Consider the following 17,684-nt stretch of genomic DNA (forward strand, 5'->3'; position numbering starts at 1 on the left):
CGTTTTGAAAGAGCATTTTAATTTGCATCTTTTGAAAAGATCTCTTTGTTAAATTTTGTATAAAATCAACTAATTGTTGAAATTAGAACCCTTGTCAAAAAGTCATTAGATTTCATGTTGAATAGCCTCTTTTACCTAATAGTATACTCTATTTGTTTGATATAATTTCCGGCAGTTTGTATACCATAAATAAAGAGAGTCTATTCATGTTCCAGAACTTAACGATCAAGCAGAAGATAGTGATTCCGCTGTCATTGATTATTGGATTGTTTATTGTGAGCTCTGTATTAAACGTTATGACAAGTTGGAAGCAATCTGAATTGAGTGAGACACTCAACGAACAGATCGTGCCGAACTTATTAACGATTGAGGATGCTTATCGCGATCTTTACCAAGCAACATCTGCAATCCAAGGTGTTGCACTTTCTGATACTCAAACCGATATTGATCACCACATCGGTGAATACAAAGACAACGCATACAAAGCGCTGCCGCGTATGGAACAAATGATTGAGCTATCGCAAGCCGGTGTGACGCCTTCTACACATGGTAATGAAGTTCGAACGCTTGTCTCTTTGGGTGAAAAATGGTTAGCAAGTTATGAGGCGATGCTACGTTTACCTCAATCTCAATGGCGTGGTTACTACAATGAGCACAAACATACCTTTGAAGACCAATTTATCGAGGTTAGAGCGCAGCTTAACGTTGTAAAAGATGCAATAGAAGAAAAGCAAAGCCAATTGAAGGACGAAATATCAGCGGCTGCAACAAGAGCAGAACTCATTCTTGAAGCGGGCATTGTGATTGTTATTCTGGCCGCTATTGCGATGGCGTTTTTGTTGTTGCAAACGGTTGTGAAGCCTATCAATGATATTAAAAATGCGATGACAGAAATTGCGTCCGGTGAAGGTGATCTAAGTCAGCGAATCGATGTAAAAACACAAGACGAAATTGGCAATTTAGCAGACGCATTTAACCAGTTTGTGTCCAAAATTCAAGTGACAGTCGCTCAGGTAATTGAAAGCTCAAATACCCTACGTAACGAAATGGCAAATCTTAGCTCGTTGACCAAGACCATCGCGAACTCGACCGTTTCTCAGCAAAAAGATAGTGAGGCGGTAGCGGCGGCAGTGCACGAAATGCAAGTCACCAGCAGAAATGTAAGCGATAGCGCTAACGAAGCCGCGGTTGCGAGCCAAACAGCGAATGATGAACTTACCAATACCAATGTTATTTTGGATCAAACGGTTAGCTCAATTCGCAGCCTCGCAAGTGAAATCGAAAGCGCAAGCCACGTCATTAACACATTGGATCATGATGTGAGTAACATTGCGTCCGTACTGGATGTAATTCGTGGTATTGCCGAGCAAACAAACTTATTAGCGCTTAACGCAGCCATTGAAGCGGCTCGCGCTGGAGAGCAAGGGCGAGGCTTTGCTGTGGTAGCGGACGAGGTTCGTTCTTTAGCCAGTCGTACGCAACAGAGTACGGGAGAAATCCAAACCATGATTGAAAAGCTACAATCTGGTGCAGGACAAGCTGTAGAAGTGATGCGCGGTAGCCAAAATAGCAGTGATGAAACGATCAAGTCCGCTGGCCGAGCGAGTGAATCCCTTTCTGAAATCTTGAACGCGATTTCACGTATGAACGAGATGAATACACACATTGCAACGGCTGCGAGCCAGCAAAGTACAGTAAGTGACGAAGTAAATAGCAACGTACAAGGCATTGCAGACAGTAGCACTTCAATTGTGGAAATCGTAAACCAAGCGCAAGCTTCTTTAGCCATGTTGTCAGAGCAAACTCAACGTTTAGATCATCAGGTCAGTCAGTTCAAAGTATAAGCTGAGAACAGCAATCTCACTGACGAAATAACCCGCTTCTTAGCGGGTTATTTTTTAGATAAGTGGCGAACCTGACTTGTGAAATTTCGACTATATTTACATTCCTTTCTCACTTTAGTTCGTATACCAGAGTGGGCAAATAACCCTAGACAGCGGTAACAAACTCTGTACAGCGTGATGATGCTTTTATCATCACTTTTGCTGCTTTTTAACCATTGCAATTGCACACAGGAAAATGTGATTTCCAACCCAAAATCTTCAAATTTGAGAACTTCATAACACCTTTACCATAAACGTTTTTCGTAAGCGTATAGAACTGTAAATTTTGTTGTATGTACAACACTGGGTATTTATCATCCTAATTAATTTGTTCTGGATATACATCCATTAGTCATTATTAAGTCATTCTAGAAGCTTTTAATAAGGAATCTTGAAGGCTTGTCGGTAGATAAGAGAGAAAAATTCATGAGACGTAAAACCACGCTATCTCTGCTGATTGCGTCGAGCCTTTTTGTGGTTGGATGTCAACCTAGCGAAGAAGGATCGAGCCAAGGTGGTGGTCCTGCGCCCACAACCGAAGTAGAAGTGTTAACAGTCCAGCCAACGCGCCAAGCATTGACAGTAGAGTTGCCGGGTCGTAGCCGAGCATTCAAAGAAGCGGAAGTTCGTCCGCAAGTCACTGGCATTATTTCGGAGCGAAATTTTGTTGAAGGTGGCCTTGTTGAACAAGGACAGTCGCTATATCAAATTGATGATTCATCATTTCAGGCGGATTTGCTGAGCGCTGAAGCGGAATTAATCCGTGCGCAAGCTGCGGCAGAGTCGACCTATGCCACGGTGAAGCGTTACAGAACCTTGATCACCAAAAAATCCATCAGCCAACAAGACTTGGATGAAGCAGAAGCGGCATACAAAGAAGCGAAAGCGCAGGTCCTAGTCGCAAAAGCCAAGATCAACACAGCAAAAATCAACTTAGATTATACGCAAGTCAAAGCTCCGATTAGCGGAGTGATCGGTAAATCGAGTGTGACAGCGGGTGCGTTGGTTACGGCTAACCAAGCTGCCAAATTAGCGACCATTCAGCAGCTTGACCCTATCAATGTTGATATTGTGCAATCATCCGCGCAACTGCTGCGTTTGAAAGCATCACTCTCCCAAGGCCATATGCAAGAAGATGACTCTGCGCAAGTTACATTGATGCTTGAAGATGGCAGCACTTACGAACACAAAGGCACAATGAAATTTACTGAGGTCAATGTGAACGAAAGTACGGGCAGCGTGACGCTTCGTGCCGAATTCCCAAACCCTGACGGTTTGTTGCTACCTGGAATGTTTGTTCGTGCGACGGTCATTACTGGTGTCGACCCTGATGCGATTCTAATACCACAAAATACGGTATCTCGTGATGCGACAGGTAAAGCGACAGTGATGACGGTTAATGGCGAGAACAAAGTGGAAGCGAAACCAGTGAAGACTGCTGAAGCGATCAATAGCCAATGGCGCATTATTGATGGTTTGAACGCGGGTGATAAAGTCATTACCGCCGGTTTACAAAAGGTAGGGCCAGGCAGTTCGGTAACTATCCAAAACGGTGAACAGGAGTAATCATGGCACGATTTTTTATCGATCGTCCGGTATTTGCTTGGGTTCTCGCGATTCTAACGATGTTGGCGGGGGTAATGTCATTATTCAATTTACCCGTCTCGCAATACCCAACGATTTCACCGACGACGATCACCATCAGTGCTCGCTATCCAGGTGCATCAGCAAAAACCGTTGAAGACTCGGTAACGCAGGTTATCGAGCAAAACATGACAGGATTAGATTACCTTCGCTACCTATCATCGAGCAGTGATGCATTTGGTAATGCGACAATTACCCTGACGTTTGATAGCGAAGCTGACCCTGATATCGCGCAAGTACAGGTGCAGAACAAACTGCAATTGGCATTGACTTCATTGCCGATGGAGGTACAAAACCAAGGTATTGTCGTCAATAAATCCAATACGGCATTTCTCATGGTTGTCGCAGTTTATTCTGAAGATCCTGACTTTACAGAAAGCGATATCGGCGACTTTGTTGTAACGAATATTCAAGACCCGATAAGTCGTGTAACTGGCGTAGGACAAGTGCAGGCGTTTGGTGCGCAGTATGCAATGCGAGTTTGGCTGGACCCTTTTAAGCTTACGCAGTTCAACTTGACCGCGATCGACGTAGCAAATGCAATCAGTGAACAGAACGCGCAAGTTTCTTCAGGTCAACTTGGTGCGGCACCTGCGCAGGAAGGCCAGTTGTTGAATGCAACGATTTCGTCTGCAAGTCGTTTGAGTAGTGTAGAAGAGTTCCAAGACATCATTCTTAAGTCCGACGCCAGTGGTTCGAATGTTTATTTGAAAGATGTAGCTCGCGTTGAGCGTGGTGCAGAAAGTTATGATATTCGAGGCCAATATAATGGCTTCCCAGCATCGGGGTTAGGTATTTCATTAGGTACTGGCGCAAACGCGCTTGAGACAGCCAATGCGGTAAAAGAGCGCTTAGAACAACTGAGTGCAACGTTCCCAGAAGGGTTGCAGATTGCTTACCCATTTGAAACAACGCCATTCGTCAAAGCCTCGATTCAAGAAGTGGTTAAAACGCTATTAGAAGCTATTCTTCTTGTGTTCTTAATCATGTACCTGTTCTTGCAGAACTTCCGTGCGACGATCATTCCAACGATCGCAGTGCCTGTCGTATTGCTCGGAACCTTCGCTATTTTGTACGCGACTGGATTTAGCGTAAACACGTTAACCATGTTCGCGATGGTTCTGGCTATCGGTTTGCTGGTGGATGATGCCATCGTTGTGGTGGAAAACGTCGAGCGTGTGATGCATGAAGATGGGTTGGAGCCCAAAGAAGCGACCAAAAAATCGATGGGACAGATTACTGGTGCCCTGATTGGTGTCGGTTTGACGCTTTCTGCGGTATTCGTCCCTATGGCGTTTATGTCTGGCTCTACAGGGGTTATTTACCGTCAGTTTTCAATAACTATTGTGGCGGCTATGACGCTTTCCGTTTTGGTTGCGATAATTCTGACTCCAGCATTGTGTGCTACGTTGCTGAAAAAAGGCGATGCTGAGCTTCTAGAGAAGAAAGGCTTCTTTGGCTGGTTTAACCGCAAGTTTGATGCGATGACAGCAGGCTATGAAACCGGCGTTGCCAAACTTCTAAAACGCACAGGTCGCATGTTGGTTGTATTTTTGGCAATGAGTGCAGGTGCTGGCTGGTTATTTATGAACCTTCCAACGTCATTTTTGCCAGATGAAGACCAAGGCACAGTATTCTCAATGGCTATTTTGCCGCCTAACTCAACACAAGAACAGACGGAAAAAACACTTGAGAAAATGCGTGACTTTTACCTAGTAGACGAAAAAGACAATGTAAAATCCGTCTTCTCCGTTGCTGGATTTAGTTTCGCAGGTCAAGGCCAAAACATGGGGATGGCATTTATCGGTTTGAAAGATTGGTCTGAGCGTGAAGCGCCTGGCGCCGATGCAGCTTCCATTACAGGTCGAGCGATGGGGTACTTCTCTACCATTAAAGAAGCTTTGGTGTTTGCGTTCGCCCCTCCAGCGATTCAAGAGCTAGGTAACTCGACAGGTTTCGATTTCTATCTCCAAGACTCGTTGAATAAAGGGCACGATGCATTAGTTGCGGCTCAAGGGCAACTTCTGGGCATGGCAGCACAAAACCCGAAACTTGTCGGTGTTCGTCCAAACGGTCAGGCAGATGCGCCAATGTACAAAGTGAACATTGACCACGTCAAACTTCGTGCTTTGGATGTCAGTATCAATGACGTAAACCAAATCCTGTCAGCTGCATGGGGCGGGGCTTACATTAACGATTATATTGACCGCGGTCGTGTGAAGAAAGTGATGGTGCAAAGTGATGCGGAATACCGCATGCAGCCAAAAGACTTCGATTCATGGTACGTACGCAACGCTAAAGGAGAGATGGTGCCTTTCTCTGCTTTTGCGAGTGGCGAGTGGACCTATGGTTCTCCTCTTTTGCAGCGCTTTGATGGTTTGCCAGCAATGAATATTCAAGGCGGTGCAGCTCCTGGTGTAAGTACTGGTGAAGCCATGGAAGAAATTGAAGCAATGGTAGAAAAGCTACCGGAAGGCTTCACGGTGAACTGGAATGGTATTTCGTATGAAGAGCGCCTTTCCGGAAACCAAGCGCCGATGCTATATGCGCTATCTATCCTCGTCGTATTCTTAGTTCTTGCCGCTTTGTATGAAAGTTGGTCAGTACCTTTCGCCGTGGTGTTAGTTGTTCCTCTTGGTGTGCTTGGTGCTGTGCTTGCGGTAATGACGCGCAGTATGGATAACGATGTGTTCTTCCAGGTGAGCTTATTAACTACGGTCGGCTTGGCAACCAAAAACGCCATTCTGATTGTTGAGTTTGCAAAGGACTACTATGAGAAAGGCGCTGGGCTTATCGAAGCAACCTTACATGCTGTTCGCGTTCGTCTGCGCCCAATTATCATGACATCGCTTGCTTTTGGTTTGGGTGTGGTACCACTTGCTATCAGTTCAGGTGTGGGATCGGCAGGTCAAAACGCAGTAGGTACCGGCGTACTTGGTGGCATGATCAGTGCCACGATATTGGGTATATTCTTCGTCCCAATCTTCTTTGTAGTGGTTGAGCGATTGTTTGATCGACGTGCGAGAAAAGAGTCGGAGGCAGAGTTGTCTGAGACCAGCACTAAACCCACTCAGCAAAGCGAGTAGGACTTGGTTGTTTTAACTGAGTTATACTAGTGATAATAAACACGATTAAAGGGCGCTTCGGCGCTCTTTATTTTATGTTTTCACTTGGTGGTTACCGTCTATGACGCGAGCCTGAAAGACGGCGTGTTGTGTGCAGTATCAGCACAGCCTTTTCGGCCGAATGAAAGCCTAAAGAAGAAAAACGACGATGAAAGATCAGAAAATTTCCCCAATTTCCGTTTTGGATCAAAGCCCTATGTTTGTCTGCGGTGTGATGCAGCGCATGTACCGCAATCGTGCCCAAGCCGAGCTGTCTCGGCAAAATTTGATGACACTAGAAATGGCAAGTGCACTGGCCGCTTTAGAAGAATTTCAACCTATGAGCCAGCAAGCGTTGGCTGATGCGGTTCGAACTGAGCGAAGTGTAGCAAAGCGGATGGTGGACAATCTGGAAAAGAGAGGGTTTGTTCAAGTTTCTAAAAGTAAATCGAATCAGCGCCTTAAAATGCTAAGCATGACAAAAGAGGGAGCAAATGCTTTAAAGCAAGTTCATCAAATCATGACGAATTTACAGAAAGAGTTTTTTTCTTGTTTGTCGGAATCTGAAGCGAGTGAATTTTTTCGTCTGGTAAGAAAGCTCACTTTTGCGAATCACGACCAGTAACTGACATCAATGCCGTTTAGCGTCTTTATTTTATCGCGGACCAATTACATTAAGCTGTAGAACTTAAGAAATAGGATGCCCAACGTACAGGTCACGGTAGAAAGCACCGTAGTGAGTGCGATGATATTTGCAGCTAACGTGGCATTGCCTCCCATGGAACGCGCCATGACATAGCTGGCAGCAGCGACTGGAGAGGCGTTCATAAAGAAAAGAATACCTAGCTCAATTCCTCGAAACCCTACTAAGTAAGCTCCCATGGTGATGATGACTGGCGCTACGATGAGCTTGTAACTGCTCGCAAACCAAGATGGACCTTTCTCTTTTCTCATCAAGCTAAAGTCAAGTGAGCCACCCGTACACAACAGCGCCAAAGGCAATGTCATTTTGGACAAGTAGTCTCCTGCGTCAATAACCACATTCGGTACTGGAATAGCGAGTAAATAAAAAGCCATTCCTAGAACAATGGAGATTATGAGCGGATTCCTAGTCAGTGTTCGGCCCATCATCTTTGCTGCTTGCGAGGCAGACGTTGCCCCCTTGGGCGATAAGCAAATTACCGCTTGGACGTTATAAATAAATGTGGTGACCGCGACATAGAGCGCTGCTAGCGCCACACCTTGAGAACCATACGCATTGGCAACGTAAGCGATACCAATAATACCTGTATTTGCTCGGAACCCACCTTGGATGAGAACGCCTTGGTCAGGCGATGCTTTGAACAGAAGTTTGACGGAAAGGTAGGTGAAAATGAAAAACGAAATACTAGCGATGACGCCGAAATTGACAAATCCACTTGCCGCGGAAAAGTCGTGTTCTGAAGCCACAATGCTGACAAATAACATTGCAGGCAAGGTAACTTGAAACACCAGTTTAGAGCCTACTTCGATAAAATTATCGTTGATTAGACCAAAGCGCTTAAAAAGAACGCCAAGTACCAACATCAAACAGATAGGTCCGGTTATCGACAAAGAGAATTGCAACTGATGTAAAACAGCTTCCATGTAAGTATCCGCAGCAAAAGAAAAAAGTGTTCCTGTTGCCTATTAAGCCACAAACCCGGAGGGTAGGACAGTAACGTGATGAAATTTTCTTCTGTTGTAGGTTCCGGAGTCATTTACACTCCAAGTTATGGACGAGGTCCCAATTTAACAAAGCGGTACTGGTCCTACGTGCGATATGTTGGTTAACTCGTTGTCGTGATGCATCCACATGCGTATTAGATGTGAGGGCTGGTCATCGTAGTTATGGATAGGAGTTCATCAATGAAAAGGAAACACAACAAAACTGTACTGTGTGCGTTTGTCTCTGGTTCGGTATTTGGTGCGGTTTTGGTCATTGCGATGTCTTTACCAATGTAATCCTCTTAATTGGCTGTTGGAACACTCACACTAATTCAGTACAAAACAGATTGAGTTCTGCGGTGTGTGCTGTTAGTTTAAAAAACATGAAAATACACGTTCGCCCTTCATTAACAACCTTCTCTTGGTGGCGCTCTAAATAGAGCGGCGCGGAATACTTACATTCTTAAGCTGCTGGATGGTAGCTAAGAGTGTTTGATCTTTTTATCTCCAGTAGCGATCTATTAAATACTTGGAGACAAATATGAATACCCATAAAAATACATCTCAGCGTGAAATTATACTTACCGGAGATCGAGCAACAGGTCCATTACACCTCGGGCACTATATTGGTTCATTGCAACAACGAGTCAAATTGCAAACGGAGCACGAGCAAACGATCTTGGTCGCGGACATGCAAGGGTTGACGGATAACGCGCATAATCCATCAAAGGTATCCTCTAATATTCTCAATGTCGTTGCAGATTATTTGGCTGTTGGTATCAACCCCACTCAAACTACGATCTCGTTGCAGTCTCAAATTCCAGCGTTAGCCGAGTTGACAATGTATTACAGTAATCTTGTTTCTATCGCACGATTAGAGCGAAACCCCACGGTTAAAAATGAGATTCAAAGTAAAGGCTTTGAACGCTCTATTCCTGCTGGCTTTTTAACATATCCAATTTCTCAAGCTGCCGATATTACGGGGTTTCATGCGACGCTAGTACCAGTGGGTGATGACCAACTGCCGATGTTAGAGCAAACTAATGAAATCGTGAGAAAAATAAACCATCTGGGTGGAAAAGAGGTTCTTAGGGAATGCCGTCCATTACTTAGTGATGCACCTCGTTTGCCGAGTACTGATGGCAAAAATAAGATGTCTAAAAGCATGGGGAATGCAATCAACCTAGGGGCGTCTGAAAAGGAGATTTCTGCGGCGGTGAAATCTATGTATACCGATCCCAATCATCTGAAAATTGAGGACCCTGGCCAAGTCGAAGGGAATATTGTATTCATCTACCTCGATGCTTTTCATCCTGATAAAAATTATGTCGAACAGCTAAAAGACCATTATCGACGAGGTGGGTTAGGTGATGGTTTGACCAAGAAAGTGTTAGAAGAATGCTTACAAGAGATGCTTCGCCCTATTCGAGAAAAGCGCGCTATGTATTTGAATGATAAAGCGCAGCTGATTGATATTTTAAAACAAGGTAGTGAGCGTTCTCGCGAGAAAACCGAAAAAGTGCTATTTGATGTGAAAGATGTATTTGGTTTAAATTTGTTCTGAATTAAAAGTAGAGAGTTGAACATAAGGCACGACGGCTGGTTAGCAACGTGCCTTTTTAAGTTCCCAGTCAGTCAAAGCGCATTGTTAAGAAGAAAAAAATTCACGACGAAAATCCGCGACTTCTTGTTGGTAATAGCTTTGCCATTCCGGTTCTGACAAATTTGAATGGCTAGAAGCTCTTTGCGTTCTTAGCTTGGACTCAAGTTGTTGTAATGCTTGTTGGTAATCTTTGACTTGTTTTTTTTGCTCTGTAATTTGCTGCTGACGAGCATGAATGTTTTTACTTTCTTCTTTCGTTAAGTAAGTTCGTTCTAGCTCTGCGATGAGCGCCAAGCGATCTGGTAGGCTCATACTATTAGGAATCAGGGTGACCGCACGCTCATATTTTTCCTGGTCGCTTGTTAGCCCGATAGCACCTGCATGTTCTTGCCAGTCAATGGTGAGTTGCTCGAAAGCTCGCAAAAAGTTATCTGGGCTTTGAGTGTCCAGCTTTTGGGCTTCTAAGTTGAAATCGTACAGCGCGAACTCATCCGCGAAAACAACATCAGCCAATTCTCCCCAGATGCTTCTTGCTTCGTTCTTCAGCTGTGCAATACGCGACGCCAGTGATTGTTGCTTATCAAATAACAAATTTCCTACACTCTCTTGCCATTGGCTGCTGAGCTGAGGGTAGTTCGCCAAAAGCTGGAATCGAGCTGAAGATAAATGCGCCTCAAACAAGGCGATCTGCTCTTCACAACTACGGTTCAACATACACTCATGCCAAAACGTCTCAAGTTCAGCGACAAGTTTCCTGCCTTTGAGTTGAGTTAATCGCTCAGTCGTTATTTGAACTGTGGAAGGGAGGTTAGCTGTTTGTGGTGAAGTATCCGTATCGGGCACGATGCTGCTTGTTTGTGGTGATGTACTGGAGACACTCTGATTTTTTGTCTTAGGGGAAGGAGAGGAAGCGAGCTCTTTTTTTTGAACATCGTGATTGAAAGTTAAAAATATCATGCCCGCCATAATGGCGGACATGATTATCAAAGCGATTTTCTTCATGGCTTGATTGTTGCGCTTACTGGGAAATGGTCAGAAAGGTTATAGTGTTTCCATAAACTCTCTGCGGTTGTGCGCGGCACGTCTACACGGTTGTCATTGAATGATTTCACCCCGTATTCACTACTCACCATAACATAGTCAAGGTATTCCACGTTTTCGCCACCTGATAACGCTTCACCTGCGAAGTTATTGATACGGGGATCAAAGGTTGACTCCGTGTAACCAGAGTAGTGAGGCTCTATGGCACTTAAGTTAGCGATCATTTGTTGGTAGTCACCAGGGAACTTTCTTTTGTTGACGTTAAAGTCGCCGCTGTATACCACAGTTTCGCTTGAAGGAATGTCAAGAGATTGGGCGAGTGCGCGGATTTGTTTGAACTGGCGCTGACGATACTCACGGGCGGTGTCTGTATCGAAAGATGCGGTATGGGTAGCAAACACATGGTAAGCCTGACCACCTTTAATTATTTCCGCATAATTTACGCCTTTATCGGCAAAGCAGTCTGTACCAGAGCAATCGGGAAAGACATATTGCGCTTCATTCACGATAGGGTAGCGACTAACTATGATTACGCCACCATCATGAATATTAACGCCTTCTTTATCTAACATCTTTGTTTGGTAAGGATATTCCTTGGCTAACTCACGTAAGAATGCTTCACGGCCGCTGGCAAACACCTCTTGCAGCGCCAAAACATCGTAACCTTTTACATGTTGAGGAATCAGTTCGTAACGATCTCCAATGTGCGATGCAATAGCCGTCAACGCCCAGATGTTATAAGTCATCAACTTAAGGTTTTGTTCTTCGTTGTCGACAGACTCCGCTACCTTGCTTGGCGTGATGGTGTAGTAAAGATCATCATATCGAGCGGTACTGTCTGACTTAAATGCCAGTTCGGTTTCTCTCGTACCAAAAGCGTTAGTGTTGGCACGATGAATGTTACGATCATCTTTGAGAGATAACTCGACATCGGCTGCGGATAAGCCGTATTCAATGGTCGAATTGTACCAATGGCCTTCCATTATTTGATTGAGTGTTATGCTTTCACCTTCGGGGCTAGAAACCACCGTTTCAAAACGGTAAGTTTGATTTGATTTCACGCCCTCCCAGCGGTTGAAGCTTAATACAGATTTAGTTTCCCACGGACCAAGTACCTGCACATGTTGTTGCCACTCGTCTCCGTATTGAAGCAAATCACTACCTTCATGTTTTACTTGAATAGTTAACGGTTGATCAGAGTTATTCGTTAGGTAAACGTCGGTATCTGCAATGCTGGGTAACGCTATCAAGCTACTTAATAAAAGGCTCCACTGCGAAAATTTCATCTTATTTTTCCATCATTTGAACTAGAGTAATCATTCTTGTTTATAAATGTTACTTGCACGTTAAATATGGATGACATCTAAGCCAGTGTTGAAAATTGTTATCAGAATGTGATCTTTATTCAATGGTGAGGGTGGAGGTATTGAGTGTGTTGCCGTTGAAGCGGTGGAAAATAATACCAACAGTCAACGAATTGCATTCACTGCAATCAAGCTGTCATCTTTGCTCTATAAGTTGTGCGGCGTCATTCATCTAGCCATATGGCTAGAACTCAAATTGATAGATGGAGCACCATGGCTAGAGCAGTAAATCCAACCGATGAAACCATCATTAAATTGTTACAAGAGCAAGGTCTGATTAGAAGTGAAGCAGAAGCGCGTTTAAAGAAAGAGGTGTACCGCTTGCAGCCTAATGAGATAGCAAAAGTAAAAAATTATGCCCAGCATTTTGGGATAAACGCGAAAGAAAAGCTCATCGATGAGATCTTGGATCTGCGCCGAGAAGCGCTCATGAAAAGATGTAGACACAATAAGGAGCATACGAGCCTATCTCTAAAATAGCATGTGATAAAACTATCAATTACTGGTCAAGATTTGATCTCTCAAGCCGATGTATATAAGAGCGTTCAATGATATCGAGCGAAAAAACAGTGTGTTTTAGAGGTTAAGCTTTCACTTAAGTGAGAGGTTTGGAAAGGCTGCGGGGAGAAAGTGCATGCGTATTAAAGACTTAAGTGTCGTAAAGAAAATATCGGTTAGTTATTTAACCGTTTTTGCCGTGTTTGGTTTAGTGTCAGTAATGTTGGTGCAAGGTTTGTTAACACTGAATAAAGACATCTCAGTGTTAACAGATAAAAGTTTACCTTCTGTTGCGATTTTGAAAGGTATCCAAGTTGATATTACTAAAGTGCGTAAAGATGAGTTCTCTTTATTGCCAAACGCAAATCACCCCAAAATTGGTGAGTGGTTAAAAGGCCTCGACCAATGGCGTTCTGATGTGCAGGCTGGTATTGCAGAATACGAAAAGCTCGACCTTAATAAGCGTGAAACGCAGTCTTTTAGCGTTTTTAAAGAAACTTGGAATCAATACATCAAAGAAACGAAGACTTACAACGCACTGCTAAGCCAAGGTGATGCTGAAAGTGCAAATGATGTGATTTTATCGAGTTTCGATACCTACTCAAAAGCGTTGAGCAGCTTGGATGATACCCTCGCGTTGAACGATGAGTTGGTGAATTTGATTGGTGAAGAAGTACAAAGTGAAGCGGCATTTACACAATACAGCGCTGCTGTTGGTGCGCTCGTCGTCGCATTGGTCATGGTAATGTCTGCCATGCTGCTTTCTCGAGTCATTTGCGGGCCTGTTGATCGAGCATTGGAATTCGCTTCTAAAATCGCCAAGGGTCAATTGAATAATCAAATCGACGAAAGTGAATTGAGCAAAGACGAGTTAGGAACGTTGCTTAAAGAGCTTGTCGGTATGCAAACAAACTTACATTCGCTGGTTTCTGAGATTAATGACTCAACGATTCAGCTAACGGCAGCAGTAGAGGAAGTGAGTGCTATTTCTTCTCAGACCGCCTCTGGTATGCAAAATCAACAAATTGAACTTAGCTCGGTGGCTTCTGCGATGACAGAGATGCAAGCTGCTGTAAGTGAAGTGGCACAAAATACCGAAGTTGGCGCAACCTCTGCTTATTCGGCTGCGGAAGTGGCAAAGCAAGGAACGGCGACGTTACAACAAACTATCGCAGTAATTGAGCGTGTATCACATACGATCCAAGAATCAGATGAACTGGCACGTGAGCTTGAATCGAGCTCAAACAATATCAATGTGGTCGTCGATGTGATCCGCGGGATTGCCGAGCAAACAAACTTGTTAGCACTGAACGCCGCAATTGAAGCCGCTCGGGCTGGTGAACAAGGACGTGGGTTTGCTGTTGTGGCAGATGAGGTTCGTTCTCTGGCGCAACGCACTCAAGACTCCACTTCACAAATTGTGGAAATTGTTAATCAGCTACAAGAGAGCAGCAGTAAAATAGGGCATTCAAGCCGTGATTGTCAGGAGGGTATTTCTCAGTGTGTTGAGCAAGTTAATGACGCTGATAGCCAGATAAAAGAAATTGAACATTCTGTCGATAACATAGCGCAAATGAGCACACAAATCGCAACGGCGTGCAGTGAGCAGAATTCTGTATCCGAAGAGCTGAATCGCAGTGTGGAGCATATTAATAGTGCTTCAACAGAGATGGCTGAGGGAGCTTCACAAACGGCTGTGGCTTGTCAGCAGATTAGTAGCCTAGCGCACAACTTGAAAACTCGAATGGGTTCATTCCAGCTCTAGTTGTTGTGTTTCAGCTTTATTCCTAACCTCATTGCTACAATAAATAAGCCGGACGAAATGTCCGGCTTATTTATTCTCTGTCTATATAAGTTCAGAGTATGCTCAACCTTGGGAGAATATGCTCGCTAGGCTGGGATACCACTGTGAAACTTAAAATCTGTATCTGGCGTAGAAATTAAATCTGCCTCTATACGTCCAAAGTAGGCGATGCGCTCGCTGATATCTTTGCCTGCGATTTGCTCCGCTAATACAAGATAATCCTGGTAATGGCGTGCTTCTGAACGTAATAAAGAAATGTAGAACTTTGCGATATCGTCATCCATATGTGGTGCTAGTTTGGCAAAACGCTCACAAGATCGAGCTTCGATGTACGCACCAATGATGAGTTTATCGATCAGCGTTTCCGGCTCATGAGTCTTCATATGCGAAATCAGTCCTTTAGCATAACGACTTGCTGGAATATTTTTGTACTCAATTCCACGACTTTCCATGATCTCTAAAACTTGATAAAAGTGGTGTAACTCCTCTTTTATCAAAAGCACCATCTTATCGATCAAATCTTGGCTATATGGTGAGTCGGACTTAGCCATGATTGCCTTAGAAATATTGCTCTTGCCTTTTAAAGTTTCCAATGAGCCTACGTTACGGTAAGCAAAATCTTCGTAGGGCTTAAACCAGTCAAGTAGAGCATGTGAACTGGATTGATCAACGGCATACTTACGAATTAAAAACATGGCAGATTGGCCAGCTTTTAGTTCGCACAGTAGGTGGTCTAACAAAATGGTTTGAAGGTTCTCTGGTTTCTTTGCTTCCTCTACCCATTCATCAGGTGTACTGCATTGCAGAAATTGGTTAATGGGAGCAAGAAGATCTTGATAGGCGTCTAGATTCATCATTTTAGTTTTAGTACTTCACATTTTTATTGGGCATATCCGTTGTCTTGCGGATAGAAAAAAGGCTGCAATTGCAGCCTTTCTTGACCTGAAGTGAATGTTACCACTTTTTCTTCTCGCCGAAGAGTGCTTCCATGTCATTGTCACGCTCTTTGTCAGCAATCTGCTGCATTTCAGCATCGCTTTTATCTTGGCGCTTTTTATCTAAGTCACCCAACATCTCTTCAAGCTTTTGTTTCGCTTGAATAGAATAAGGATCGCTCTTAGTGCTCAAAGCATCGATACCTTTACGCAGCAGTTGAAGCGCGGTGCCTGGTTGGCCACGAGCGATAGAGTCGTTTGCTCTTTTGATGACATTTTCAATGTTGATGCGAATTTGCATCGTTTCCAAGCGCGCATTTTCAGTGACGTAAGTCTGGGTATCCAATCGGCCTTTGTTGTGCTCGTTACGGATAGTGTCGCGAAGTCGTTTGACCAGCTTAAGCATGACGATAGCTTGTTTATCACTACTCGGCATCTTGAAAGTGGTACTCTCGCCAGTAGGACCATTCTCTTTTAGCTGAGTAATCTGCTGCTTCATATTTTCGATACGTTGAGCAAGTTGCTTGTTCTTCGGATCCAGCTCATGCATGCTCTCTAGCGCGTCAAGAATACGATTGTTTAGACACAGCAACAGCTCTTTACTAAAAGGGATATGGTGCGCATGACCAATCAACTCTTCAGTACCATCTATCAAGGCTACATATCGTGCTGATTCCTGCCTTTTTGCGGTTTCAACTTTAACCTTATATTGCAACATAATATTATAGCCTAGGATTAACACCAGTAGGATGGCTACCAAAGCGATTATTAAACCAATATTCATATCTTTGCGTCTGCTTTACTTTTCTGCGGCTAGCGTTAAAGAATACATGAATCTTATCTTACTCGGCACCTTATTTGTTTGATTATTTTGTCTCTCCCACGTTTTAGTTACTGATAGAAGTCACATCATAGAACTTCGGTCATTTATTGGCTCAACTTTGTGCATATTGTTTCTTGCTTGAAGATTATTAGTATGTGATTGAGGTATAAGTTAGAAATTGCTGTTCATTTCGATTTGAACGCGTTATAACTAATTATTATATCGCTCGCTTGAGTGGCCAATAAACTCTCTCATGAATAAGTAAGGGATTACGATGAAACTGCAGCAGCTGAAGTATATTGTTGAGGTTGTAAACCATAATCTGAATGTATCTGCAACGGCGGAAAGCTTATATACCTCTCAGCCAGGTATCAGTAAACAGGTTCGGTTGCTGGAAGACGAGTTAGGCATTCAGATTTTTGAACGTAGCGGTAAGCACTTAACGCAAGTGACGCCAGCTGGAGAAGAAATTGTACGTATCTCTCAAGAAATTCTCGCTCGTGTAGAAAGTATCAAAGCGGTGGCTGGAGAGCACACCCATCCAGAAATGGGGACGCTGAATATCACTACGACACATACGCAGGCTCGTTATGCACTGCCAGATGTCATCAAAGGTTTTACTTCTCGTTATCCAAAAGTGTCGTTACACATGCACCAAGGTACACCGTCACAAATGTCTGAGGCGATAGCTAAAGGCACAGCGAATTTTGCGATTGCGACAGAAGCGCTTCACTTATATCAAGATGCCATCATGTTGCCTTGTTATCACTGGAATCGTTCAATAGTTGTGCCTAAAGACCACCCACTAGCGAAGAAAGACAAAGTAACGATCAGTGATCTTGCCGCTTACCCATTAGTCACTTACGTGTTCGGTTTTACTGGCCGTTCAGAGCTGGATACAGCATTCAACCGCGAAGGTTTAACCCCGCGAGTGGTGTTCACTGCAACTGATGCAGACGTCATTAAAACTTACGTTCGTATGGGTATTGGTGTGGGTGTGATTGCAAGCATGGCTGTGGATGAAGAGCAGGACGGTGACTTGGTTGCAATAGATGCGAGCCATTTGTTTGGCGCGAGCACCACGAGCATCGGCTTCCGCCGTGGTACATTCTTACGCTCTTACATGTTCGATTTTATGGAACGTTTTGCACCGCACTTAACGCGTCCAGTGGTTGAGCAGGCGATTTCGTTGAAGTCTAATGCAGAAATCGAAGAGATGTTTAAAGACATCGAGCTTCCAGTGAGATAACACTTCATTGATGTTTCGATTCCCTCTACAATGCGCTCGTTGTAGGGGGA

At 44.0% G+C, this 17,684-nt stretch carries 13 protein-coding genes; 8 read left to right on the top strand and 5 right to left on the bottom strand.

The genetic code is table 11. The features are described 5' to 3' along the window. The first annotated feature begins 206 nt into the window (after positions 1-206). The 4 genes from R8N28_RS12240 (at position 207) to R8N28_RS12255 (ending at position 7,256) form a co-directional block, all read left to right on the top strand. Positions 207-1,844 carry a methyl-accepting chemotaxis protein gene (locus R8N28_RS12240; protein WP_005378266.1) on the top strand — a complete coding sequence of 546 codons (1,638 nt, stop codon included), beginning with the start codon at positions 207-209 and terminating at the stop codon, positions 1,842-1,844. Between the two features lie 465 nt (positions 1,845-2,309). Then, the gene (locus R8N28_RS12245; protein ID WP_065274363.1) at positions 2,310-3,449 is read left to right on the top strand and encodes an efflux RND transporter periplasmic adaptor subunit; all 1,140 of its coding nucleotides are present in this window, start codon (positions 2,310-2,312) and stop codon (positions 3,447-3,449) included. A gap of 2 nt (positions 3,450-3,451) precedes the next feature. After that, positions 3,452-6,613, top strand: coding sequence for an efflux RND transporter permease subunit (locus R8N28_RS12250; RefSeq protein WP_262635302.1), 3,162 nt, complete (start codon positions 3,452-3,454; stop codon positions 6,611-6,613). Between the two features lie 187 nt (positions 6,614-6,800). Then, the gene (locus R8N28_RS12255; RefSeq protein ID WP_017635039.1) at positions 6,801-7,256 is read left to right on the top strand and encodes a MarR family winged helix-turn-helix transcriptional regulator; all 456 of its coding nucleotides are present in this window, start codon (positions 6,801-6,803) and stop codon (positions 7,254-7,256) included. A gap of 44 nt (positions 7,257-7,300) precedes the next feature. Here R8N28_RS12255 and R8N28_RS12260 read toward each other — a convergent pair whose 3' ends face one another. Further along, positions 7,301-8,257, bottom strand: coding sequence for an AEC family transporter (locus tag R8N28_RS12260; RefSeq protein WP_065274364.1), 957 nt, complete (start codon positions 8,255-8,257; stop codon positions 7,301-7,303). 601 nt (positions 8,258-8,858) lie between these two features. Between R8N28_RS12260 and trpS the strand changes: the two genes are divergently transcribed. Further along, the gene (gene trpS / locus R8N28_RS12265) at positions 8,859-9,881 is read left to right on the top strand and encodes a tryptophan--tRNA ligase (RefSeq protein ID WP_065274365.1); all 1,023 of its coding nucleotides are present in this window, start codon (positions 8,859-8,861) and stop codon (positions 9,879-9,881) included. 84 nt (positions 9,882-9,965) lie between these two features. Here trpS and R8N28_RS12270 read toward each other — a convergent pair whose 3' ends face one another. Both R8N28_RS12270 and R8N28_RS12275 read right to left on the bottom strand, forming a co-directional pair. Further along, positions 9,966-10,922: a hypothetical protein gene (locus tag R8N28_RS12270; RefSeq protein ID WP_047100813.1), complete on the bottom strand. Its 957-nt coding sequence runs from the start codon at positions 10,920-10,922 to the stop codon at positions 9,966-9,968. Then, entirely contained in the window at positions 10,919-12,247 is a 1,329-nt protein-coding gene (locus R8N28_RS12275) for a sphingomyelin phosphodiesterase (RefSeq protein ID WP_047100810.1), read from the bottom strand. The genes R8N28_RS12270 and R8N28_RS12275 overlap by 4 nt, the downstream gene beginning before the upstream one ends. Positions 12,248-12,538: 291 nt before the next feature. On the opposite strand from R8N28_RS12275, the gene R8N28_RS12280 reads away from it, so the two are divergent. Both R8N28_RS12280 and R8N28_RS12285 read left to right on the top strand, forming a co-directional pair. Continuing rightward, complete coding sequence (locus R8N28_RS12280) at positions 12,539-12,805, top strand: hypothetical protein (RefSeq protein ID WP_025766895.1); 267 nt, start codon at positions 12,539-12,541, stop codon at positions 12,803-12,805. A gap of 154 nt (positions 12,806-12,959) precedes the next feature. Beyond that, the gene (locus tag R8N28_RS12285; RefSeq protein ID WP_047100808.1) at positions 12,960-14,588 is read left to right on the top strand and encodes a methyl-accepting chemotaxis protein; all 1,629 of its coding nucleotides are present in this window, start codon (positions 12,960-12,962) and stop codon (positions 14,586-14,588) included. Positions 14,589-14,713: 125 nt separating this feature from the next. On the opposite strand, the gene miaE is transcribed toward R8N28_RS12285, so the two are convergent. Both miaE and R8N28_RS12295 read right to left on the bottom strand, forming a co-directional pair. Then, positions 14,714-15,484 (bottom strand): tRNA isopentenyl-2-thiomethyl-A-37 hydroxylase MiaE, encoded by a 771-nt coding sequence (miaE, locus tag R8N28_RS12290; RefSeq protein WP_047100806.1) that lies wholly within the window; start codon positions 15,482-15,484, stop codon positions 14,714-14,716. A 97-nt stretch (positions 15,485-15,581) separates the two neighbouring features. Next, positions 15,582-16,346, bottom strand: coding sequence for a hypothetical protein (locus R8N28_RS12295; protein ID WP_005378247.1), 765 nt, complete (start codon positions 16,344-16,346; stop codon positions 15,582-15,584). Positions 16,347-16,659: 313 nt separating this feature from the next. Here R8N28_RS12295 and cysB point away from each other — a divergent pair, with 313 nt between their 5' ends. Further along, positions 16,660-17,634, top strand: a complete 975-nt coding sequence (cysB, locus tag R8N28_RS12300) for an HTH-type transcriptional regulator CysB (RefSeq protein ID WP_005388967.1) — start codon at positions 16,660-16,662, stop codon at positions 17,632-17,634. The last annotated feature ends 50 nt before the right edge of the window (positions 17,635-17,684 follow it).

It is taken from the genome of Vibrio sp. Vb1554, assembly GCF_033344235.1.